Origin of the sequence: Streptomyces sp. SID14478, from assembly GCF_010548525.1 — a bacterium.
GTDB lineage: Bacteria > Actinomycetota > Actinomycetes > Streptomycetales > Streptomycetaceae > Streptomyces.
In genome coordinates this window covers 1-7499 of sequence record NZ_JAAGMG010000216.1, presented here as the reverse complement: position 1 = coordinate 7499, position 7499 = coordinate 1, and the positions used below count along the sequence as shown (strand labels likewise).

The 7499-nt window shown below is 71.7% G+C and carries 11 protein-coding genes; 6 read left to right on the top strand and 5 right to left on the bottom strand.

The features are described from left to right. Nucleotides 1–146: 3-keto-5-aminohexanoate cleavage protein (locus G3I40_RS08065; protein WP_164301475.1), on the top strand; the 146-nt coding region annotated here is incomplete at its 5' end. Here the strand turns inward: G3I40_RS08065 and G3I40_RS08060 are convergent. Then, nucleotides 133–645, bottom strand: a complete 513-nt coding sequence (locus G3I40_RS08060; protein WP_164301474.1) for an XRE family transcriptional regulator — start codon at nucleotides 643–645, stop codon at nucleotides 133–135. The two genes, G3I40_RS08065 and G3I40_RS08060, sit on opposite strands and share 14 nt — an antisense overlap. Nucleotides 646–752: 107 nt before the next feature. Here G3I40_RS08060 and G3I40_RS08055 point away from each other — a divergent pair, with 107 nt between their 5' ends. Next, on the top strand, nucleotides 753–1871 hold the full coding sequence (locus G3I40_RS08055) for an aryl-sulfate sulfotransferase (protein WP_164301473.1): 1119 nt from the start codon (nucleotides 753–755) through the stop codon (nucleotides 1869–1871). After that, nucleotides 1868–3202 (top strand): solute carrier family 23 protein, encoded by a 1335-nt coding sequence (locus G3I40_RS08050; protein ID WP_343244854.1) that lies wholly within the window; start codon nucleotides 1868–1870, stop codon nucleotides 3200–3202. The genes G3I40_RS08055 and G3I40_RS08050 overlap by 4 nt, the downstream gene beginning before the upstream one ends. Here G3I40_RS08050 and soxR read toward each other — a convergent pair. Further along, complete coding sequence (gene soxR / locus G3I40_RS08045) at nucleotides 3153–3626, bottom strand: redox-sensitive transcriptional activator SoxR (RefSeq protein ID WP_164301472.1); 474 nt, start codon at nucleotides 3624–3626, stop codon at nucleotides 3153–3155. The two genes, G3I40_RS08050 and soxR, sit on opposite strands and share 50 nt — an antisense overlap. 90 nt (nucleotides 3627–3716) lie before the next feature. Here soxR and G3I40_RS08040 point away from each other — a divergent pair, with 90 nt between their 5' ends. Next, nucleotides 3717–4178: a MaoC family dehydratase gene (locus tag G3I40_RS08040; RefSeq protein ID WP_164301471.1), complete on the top strand. Its 462-nt coding sequence runs from the start codon at nucleotides 3717–3719 to the stop codon at nucleotides 4176–4178. Between the two features lie 8 nt (nucleotides 4179–4186). Here the strand turns inward: G3I40_RS08040 and G3I40_RS08035 are convergent, their stop codons facing one another. The 3 genes from G3I40_RS08035 to G3I40_RS08025 form a co-directional block, all read right to left on the bottom strand. Beyond that, nucleotides 4187–4828 (bottom strand): TetR/AcrR family transcriptional regulator, encoded by a 642-nt coding sequence (locus G3I40_RS08035; protein WP_164301470.1) that lies wholly within the window; start codon nucleotides 4826–4828, stop codon nucleotides 4187–4189. Between the two features lie 75 nt (nucleotides 4829–4903). Continuing rightward, entirely contained in the window at nucleotides 4904–5194 is a 291-nt protein-coding gene (locus G3I40_RS08030) for a YiaA/YiaB family inner membrane protein (protein ID WP_164301469.1), read from the bottom strand. Between the two features lie 99 nt (nucleotides 5195–5293). Next, a complete protein-coding gene (locus G3I40_RS08025; protein ID WP_164301468.1) occupies nucleotides 5294–6445 on the bottom strand; it encodes an acyl-CoA dehydrogenase family protein in 1152 nt (383 codons plus the stop codon). A 96-nt stretch (nucleotides 6446–6541) separates the two neighbouring features. On the opposite strand from G3I40_RS08025, the gene G3I40_RS08020 reads away from it, so the two are divergent. After that, nucleotides 6542–7192 carry a TetR/AcrR family transcriptional regulator gene (locus tag G3I40_RS08020; protein ID WP_164301467.1) on the top strand — a complete coding sequence of 217 codons (651 nt, stop codon included), beginning with the start codon at nucleotides 6542–6544 and terminating at the stop codon, nucleotides 7190–7192. 43 nt (nucleotides 7193–7235) lie between these two features. Beyond that, nucleotides 7236–7499: winged helix-turn-helix domain-containing protein (locus tag G3I40_RS08015; protein ID WP_164301466.1), on the top strand; the 264-nt coding region annotated here is incomplete at its 3' end.

The following is a 7499-nucleotide window of genomic DNA, read 5'->3' as shown; positions in this document are numbered from 1 at the left end:
GGCCGGTGCTCCGGCTCGCGCTGCGCCGCGGCCTGGCGACGCGGATCGGACTGGAGGACACCCTGTTCCTGCCCGGCGGGGAGCGGGCCGGCGGGAGCGCCGAGCTGGTGGCGGCCGCGCTGGCCGGGCCGGCTACGGGGAGCTGATCCCGACCATGACCACGCGCGTCCCGGGTTCCAGCGGCCGCCAGCGGTGCGGGAGTTCGGCCGCGCAGTAGAGGGTGTCGCCGCGCTCCAGGACGTAGCGGGTGCCGTCCGCCTCCACCTCCGCCGAGCCGTCGGCCACGTAGAGGATCTCGTCCCCGGCGTGCCGGTACTCCCGGTCCCAGCCGTGGCCACCGGTGAACTCCAGGGCGTGCAGCGGCTGTTGGCCGCGTACGAGAGGGCGTACGCCGCCCTCGGTCGCGGGCGGGGCCGATGCCCGGACCACGTCGACCGGGCGGGGCGCCTCGGCCGCCGCGAGGAGCGCGACGGCGGTGGTGTCGAGCGCGTCCGCGATGCGCTGCAGCGAGTTCATGCTGGGGCGCGAGCGACCGTTCTCGACCTGGCTCAGGAACGGGACGGAGACCCCCGCCCGCCGCGCGACGTCGGCGAGCGTCAGCTCCAGGGCGCGCCGCCTGCGCCGGATGCCCGGTCCCACGTTCATGTACTTGTAACGCCCTTTCTCTACGCCTCCCGTTCCTGCGCAGCCTATGCCGTGCTTAACTCCTTAACCGTCACTTAAAAAAGTTAACCACTGACGGAGGGGTCTCCATGGCTCGGGTGGACCAGAATCAGCGCCGCCGCCGCGGCACCGGCCTGATCGCGCTGGACGAGGAAGCGGCGTACGGCGGTTACACGCTCTTCGCCCCGCTGACCGGCTCCGGCGAGGTGTATCTGATCGACCTGCACGGCCGGGTCGTCCACCAGTGGAACCTGCCGCACCGCCCGGGCCGGCACGCCCGCATCCTGGCGAACGGGAACCTCGCCTACAGCGGCGTCCTGCCCGACGAGCCCGCGCTGTTCCCGATGTGGCACAAGTACCGCGGCGGCCTCATGCAGGAGATCACCCCGGACGGCACGGTCGTGCGCGAGCACCGCGACCCGCTCCAGCACCACGACGCCCACCACTACGGCGACGGCCGCATCCTCTACACCGCACTCGAAGCCCTGACCGGTGACGCCGCTGCCGCCGTGCGCGGGGGTGTGCCCGGCTCCGAGGCGGGCGGCGACACGATATGGGCCGACACGATCGTCGAGGTCGACGCCGAGGGGAGGCGGACCTGGGAGTGGAAGGTCTCCGAGCGCCTCGACCGCGCGGACTTCCCCCTCCACCCGGACTACGCCCGCGAGCACTACCCGCTCATCAACAGCGTCCTGCCGCTCGCCGACGGCAACGTCCTCGCCAGCTTCCGCTCCGTGTCCGCCGTCGTCGTCATCGAGCGCGCGAGCGGCGACATCATCTGGCGCTCCGAACCGGGCGTCGTCTCGCAGCAGCACTGCCCCACCGAGCTGGCGAACGGCAACTTCCTCGTCTTCGACAACGGCGTCTTCCGGCCGCATCGGGACGTGCCGTTCAGCCGCGTCATCGAGATCGAGCGCGGCAGCGGAAAGGTCGTGTGGGAGTACCACGACCCGGCCCGGGAGTCGTTCTTCGCGCCGTTCATGGGCAGCGCCCAGCGCCTGCCGAACGGCAACACCCTGGTCACCGACTCCCCCGCGGGCCGTCTCTTCGAGGTGACCGAGGACGGCTATCTGTGCTGGGAGTACGTCGTCCCGTTCTTCGGCGGCTACCAGGAGGAAGAGGTCCGCAAGCTGTTTCCGTCCGAGCCCAACGCCGTGTTCCGCTCCTACCGTTACTCCGCGGCCGAGCTGCCCTGGCTCGACCGGTGACCTCCACCGCGGCCCGCTCCGGCACGACCGTGGCACCCGTCGACGAGCGTCTGCCGCTGCGGCGACTCGTCCCGCTCGCCTGCCAGCACCTGCTGGCGGGCGTGGCCGCCCCCGTCTCGTCCGTCCTGCTCATCGCGACGGCGCTGCGGCTGTCGACCGGGCAGACCGCATCGCTGCTCAGCGCGACCCTGGTGCTGTGCGGGTTCGGCGCGCTGCTGCAGTCGCTCGGCGTGCGCGTGCTGCGGGTGGGCGCGCGGCTGCCGTTCCTGATGCTGCCGGGCGGCGCCGCGGTGGCGATCTTCCTGGAGATCGCGCGGGAGTACGGCCCGGCGACGGCATCGGGCTCGGTCCTGGTGGCGGCCGCGTTCCTGCTCTGCGTGCTGCCGTTCTACGGGCGCCTCGTCCGCCTCTTCCCGCCCCTCGTGATGGGCACGACGGTCGTCCTCATCGGCATCAACATGATCAAGGTGACCGCCCCGATGGTCGCCTCGGGTCCCGGGCTCGGCTTCGCCACGCTCGGCGTCATCGCGTTCTTCTTCCTCGTCCTGCGAGGAGTCTGGCGGCAGATGGCGGTGCTGCTGGGGCTGGTCTGCGGGACGCTGATCGCGGTCCTCACCGGCACCGAGCTGCACGTCGCGCACGGCGGCACGTTCGCGCTGCCGGACCTCTTCCCGTACGGCGCCCCGCACTTCGACCTGCTCGCCGCCCTGCCGCTGCTGGTCTTCGCGCTCGCGTCGCTGGCCGAGGCGACCGGGCAGACCGTCCTCAACAGCGAAGCCGTGGGCCGCACCCCGGACCCGGGCCGGGACGTGCCGCGCATCGCCCGCGCCGACGCGCTCGTCTCGCTGGGCTCCGGGATCTTCGGTACGTCGCTGATGGTGACCAGCGCCGAGAACATCGGCATCGTCCAACTCACCCAGGTACGCAGCCGGTTCGTGACGGCGGCGGCCGGGGTGCTGCTGATCGCGTGCGGCCTGCTGACGCCGCTGACCCGGGTGCTCGCGGCGATCCCCGAGCCGGTGGTCGGCGCGGCCGGACTGGTCATCTACGCGGTGATCGCGGTGATGGGCTTCGGCATGCTGTCCCGCACGGACCTGTCGCACGGCACCGACAGCGTCGTCATCGCACTCGCCCTGGTGGTCGGCATGCTGCCGATCGTGGCGCCGCAGATGTACGCGGACCTGCCCTCGTGGGCCCGCACCCTGTGCGGCAGCGGGGTCGCGGCGGGCGCGCTCGCGGCGATCGCCCTCAGCGTGGTGTTCCGGCTCCTCGGACCCGCGGTCAGCGCACCGGGCGCTCCCGGCGCTCCGCCAGCAGACGCGAACCGGTGAGGCGTTCACCGAAGACGTCGTCAGGGTTGGACAGCACGCAGGTCTCCAGCGACAGGCAGCCGCAGCCGATGCAGTCGGTCAGATGGTCGCGCAGGCGACTCAGCTGCGTGATGCGCTCGTCCAGCTCGGAGCGCCAGGCCTCCGACAGGTGCGCCCAGTCCTCGCGGGTCGGGGTGCGCTCCTCGGGGAGTTCGGCGAGGGCGTCGCGGATGGTGGCGAGCGGGATCCCGACGCGCTGCGCGGCCCGGATGAACGCGACGCGGCGCAGGGTGTCGCGGGTGTAGCGGCGCTGGTTGCCGGAGGTGCGACGGCTGTCGATCAGGCCCTTGGACTCGTAGAAGTGCAGGGCGGAGACGGCGGCGCCGCTGCGGGCCGACACCTGGCCGACGGTGAGCTCATGGATCTTCTCCGGGATCTGGGGCACCCGGCCGAGCCTAGTCGCACGGCTGCTCCGTTGTTAGCATGCCAAGAGCTCTGAGCAAGCGCTTAGACATGAGCATGGAGGTCACGGAACATGGCGGAGCCGCGGGTTTTCAAGGACGTCGACGAGCTGAAGGCCGCCGTCGGGGAGCAGCTGGGGCACTCCGACTGGGTCGAGGTCACGCAGGAGCGGATCGACCTGTTCGCCGAGGCCACCGGTGACCACCAGTGGATCCACGTCGACCCGGAGCGCGCCAAGGAGGGCCCGTTCGGCACGACCATCGCGCACGGGTACCTCACGCTGTCGCTGCTGCCGCTGTTCGGGCCGCAGCTGCTCTGTGTCGAGGGCATGAAGATGGGCGTCAACTACGGGACGAACAAGGTGCGTTTCCCCGCAACGGTGCCGGTGGGCTCGCGGCTGCGGGCGACCGCGAAGATCACGTCCGTGGACGACGTGGCGGGCGGCGTGCAGCTGGCGGTGGCGTTCACCGTCGAGCGCGAGGGCGGCGACAAGCCGGTCTGCGTCGCCGAGTCGGTGTCCCGCTACTACCTCTGAGCCGGGTACTACCGCCCGGCCGGGTCGGCTCCCACCATCCTGAGGACGAGGTCGGCGTAGAGCGCGCCGACCTCGTCGGGCGTGCGGCGGCCCTCCGTGTTGAACCAGCGGGCCACGTCGATGCAGAGCGAGAGCACGGCGAGGGTGGTGCCGGGCACGTCCGGGACGTCGAACTCCCCTGCCTTCACCCCGTCGTTGATGATCTCGCGCACGGCGGCGTCGCTCTGCCGGCGCAGCTCCACGATGCCCGGGCGGTGCTCCTCGCCGAGGGAGTCCAGTTCGTACTGGACCACGCGGGCGGTCGTGTGGTGCCCGGCGTGCCAGCGGACGAAGGAGCGGACGGCCTCCGTGAGCCGCTCGGCCGCGGTGCCCTCGCCGTCGACCGCGCGGCGCAGGATCGCCAGTGCCTTCTCGTGGCCGATCCGGCTGATCCGCAGGAGCAGCTCTTCCTTGGTCTTGTAGTGGATGTAGAGCGCGGCCGGGCTCATGCCGGCCCGGCCCGCGATGTCGCGGGTGGTGGTGGCGTGGTACCCGCGCTCGGCGAACGCCTCGACCGCGGCGACGAGCAGCCGCCGGGCCGCGTCGGGGGTGACCTCGGCCCACGGCATCTCGTCGACGGCCTCCGCCTCGACCTGCTCGTCCTGCGTCATCGGTCCGCTCACATCCCTGTCGGTGACCTGGGGCCCACACCATACCCCCCGCACTGAGCGAGCGCTTAGGTCGGCTCAGGCCACCGGCTTGAACGGGTCGTGGTCCGCCAGGATCTTCTCCAGCCGGGCCTGGTCCACCCGGCTGACGATCTGGTCCGCCTCCTGGCGGTCCCTGATCACCTTGGCCAGGGTGAAGGCGGAGGTCGTGAGGTAGAGGACGGAGATCGCGAGGAACGCGCGGATCCAGCCGCTGGCGTCGAGGCTGTAGATCCCGACGGAGACCGCGGCGAGCGCCACGGCGAAGGAGGCGACGGCCTGTCCGTAGAAGGCCGTGGTGTTGTGCTGCTTGACCTGTGTCTCACTCATGCGGACAGCATGGAGCGGACGGGGCCCGCGCCCCATCCGCTCCCGTACTCATCCGCGTACTCAGACCGCAGGGGGTTGCGCTTATGCGCGACGACGCCCTCAGAAGGCCGAGACCCCCGTCAGCGCGCGACCGATGATCAGCTTCTGGATCTGGCTCGTGCCCTCGTACAGGGTCATGACGCGGGCGTCGCGCAGCAGCTTGCCGACCGGGTACTCGTCGATGTAGCCGTAGCCGCCGAAGACCTGCAGGGCGTTGTTCGCCGCGCGGACCGCCGCCTCGGACGCGAAGAGCTTGGCCTGGGACGCCGCCGTCGCGAAGCTCTCGCCCCGGTCGATCAGGTCCGCCACGCGCCAGGTCAGCAGCCGGGCCGCGTCCACGTCGACCGCGATGTCACTGATGAGCTCCTGGACCAGCTGGTACGAGGCGATCGACTTGCCGAACTGCTCGCGCTCGCCCGCGTAGCCGACCGCGGCGTCGAGCGCCGCCTGGGCGATGCCGACACAGCCCGCGGCGACCGACATCCGGCCCTTGGCGAGGGCGGCCATGGCGATCGAGAAGCCCTTGCCCTCGGGGCCGAGCAGCGCGGTGGCGGGGACGCGGACGTCCTCCAGGGTCAGTTCGGCCGTGGCCTGGCCGCGCAGGCCGAGCTTGCCGTGGATCGTGCGGCGGGTCAGGCCGGGGGTGTCGGCCGGGACCAGGAAGGCGCTCACGCCCTTGTGGCCGGGGGCGTCGGTGGAGCGGGCGAAGAGCAGGACGACGTCGGCCCAGGTGCCGTTCGTGATGAACATCTTGGAGCCGTTGAGCACGTAGTCGTCGCCGTCGCGGACCGCGCGGGTGGTCAGATTGCCCGCGTCGGAGCCCGTGCCGGGTTCGGTCAGGCCGAAGCAGCCGAGCGCCTCGCCCGCCGTGAGCCGCGGGATCCACTCCCGCTTCTGCTCCTCGGTGCCGTACGCCTGGATCGTCTTGGTCACCAGACCGAGCGAGACCGAGACGATGCCGCGCACGGAGGAGTCGCCGCGGCCCAGCTCCTCGGTGACCAGGCAGTACGCGAGGTGGTCGCCGCCCGAGCCGCCGTACTCCTCGTCGATGGTCAGGCCCAGGAAGCCGACCTCGCCGAGCTTCTTGACGACGGCCCGGTCGACCTCCTCGGCGCGGTCCCACGCCACCACGTTCGGCGCGATCTCGCGGTCCACGAAGTCCTTCGCGAGCCGGCGGACGGCGGTCTGCTCCTCGCTGAGCTCCAGATTCATGGACGACTCCCCAGGCACGTGCGGCAGATGCAGGCAAAAGCGGACGCTTTAAATTAGCACTGCTAGTTTTTGGCTGACAGCCCTACTATGTGCCGCATGGCCCGACCGCGCAAGCCCCTGCTGAGCACCGACCGCATCGTCGACGCGGCCCGCTCCCTCGTGGACACCGAGGGACTCGCGGCCGTCTCGACCCGGCGGCTCGCGGCCGAGCTCGGGGTGAGCGGCCCGTCGCTCTACAACCACTTCCGCACCAAGGACCAGATCCTGGAGGCGGTCGCCGACTCGGTGAGCGCGCAGGTCGACCTGTCGATGTTCGACGCGGACGACCCCCGGCCGTGGCGCACCGCGCTGCACGACTGGGCCGTCTCGTACCGCGCGGCCCTGCGGGAGCACCCCAACATCGTTCCCGTGCTCGCCCAGGGGCCGGGGCGCAGGCCCGCCGGACTGCGGCTCGCCGACGCCGTGTTCGGGGCGATGGTCGACGCCGGCTGGCCGCCCGCGCAGGCCACATCCATCGGCGCCCTGATGCGGTACTTCGTGACGGGCTCCGCGCTCGGCTCGTTCGCCGGCGGCTTCGTCGACGACGAGACGGCGTACGACCCGGCCGACTACCCGCACCTCGGGCAGGCACATCTGCTCGCCGAGCGGCAGGACGTGGTGGACGACCGCGCCTTCGCGACCGGGCTCACGGCGCTGCTCGACGGGCTCGCCCTCCAGTACGAGCAGATCAGCGCCGCCGCCCACTGACATTTCGGTGCACGCCGAAACGTGCCCGGCGCATCCTTGAGGCATGGCAGTCTCCAAGGAACCCGGCGCCGCCCGGCTCGCCGCGCTCGCCTCCCTCCTCTCCGACGAGACGCGGGCCGCCTGTCTGCTGGCGCTGCTCGACGGGCGGGCCTGGACGGCGGGGGAACTCGCGCGGCACGCGGGCGTCGCCGCGTCCACCGCGAGCGAGCATCTCGGCAAGCTCGTCGCGGGCGGCCTCCTCGCCGAGGAACGGCAGGGACGCCACCGTTACGTGCGGCTGGCCGACGGGCAGGTCGCGCAGCTCGTC

Bases quoted from the DNA above. Each gene is read 5' to 3' on its own strand.
- G3I40_RS08060 (WP_164301474.1), bottom strand. From the start codon at position 645: ATGAACGTGGGACCGGGCATCCGGCGCAGGCGGCGCGCCCTGGAGCTG.
- G3I40_RS08055 (WP_164301473.1), top strand. From the start codon at position 753: ATGGCTCGGGTGGACCAGAATCAGCGCCGCCGCCGCGGCACCGGCCTG.
- G3I40_RS08040 (WP_164301471.1), top strand. From the start codon at position 3,717: ATGGCGGAGCCGCGGGTTTTCAAGGACGTCGACGAGCTGAAGGCCGCC.
- G3I40_RS08035 (WP_164301470.1), bottom strand. From the start codon at position 4,828: ATGACGCAGGACGAGCAGGTCGAGGCGGAGGCCGTCGACGAGATGCCG.
- G3I40_RS08030 (WP_164301469.1), bottom strand. From the start codon at position 5,194: ATGAGTGAGACACAGGTCAAGCAGCACAACACCACGGCCTTCTACGGA.
- G3I40_RS08025 (WP_164301468.1), bottom strand. From the start codon at position 6,445: ATGAATCTGGAGCTCAGCGAGGAGCAGACCGCCGTCCGCCGGCTCGCG.
- G3I40_RS08020 (WP_164301467.1), top strand. From the start codon at position 6,542: ATGGCCCGACCGCGCAAGCCCCTGCTGAGCACCGACCGCATCGTCGAC.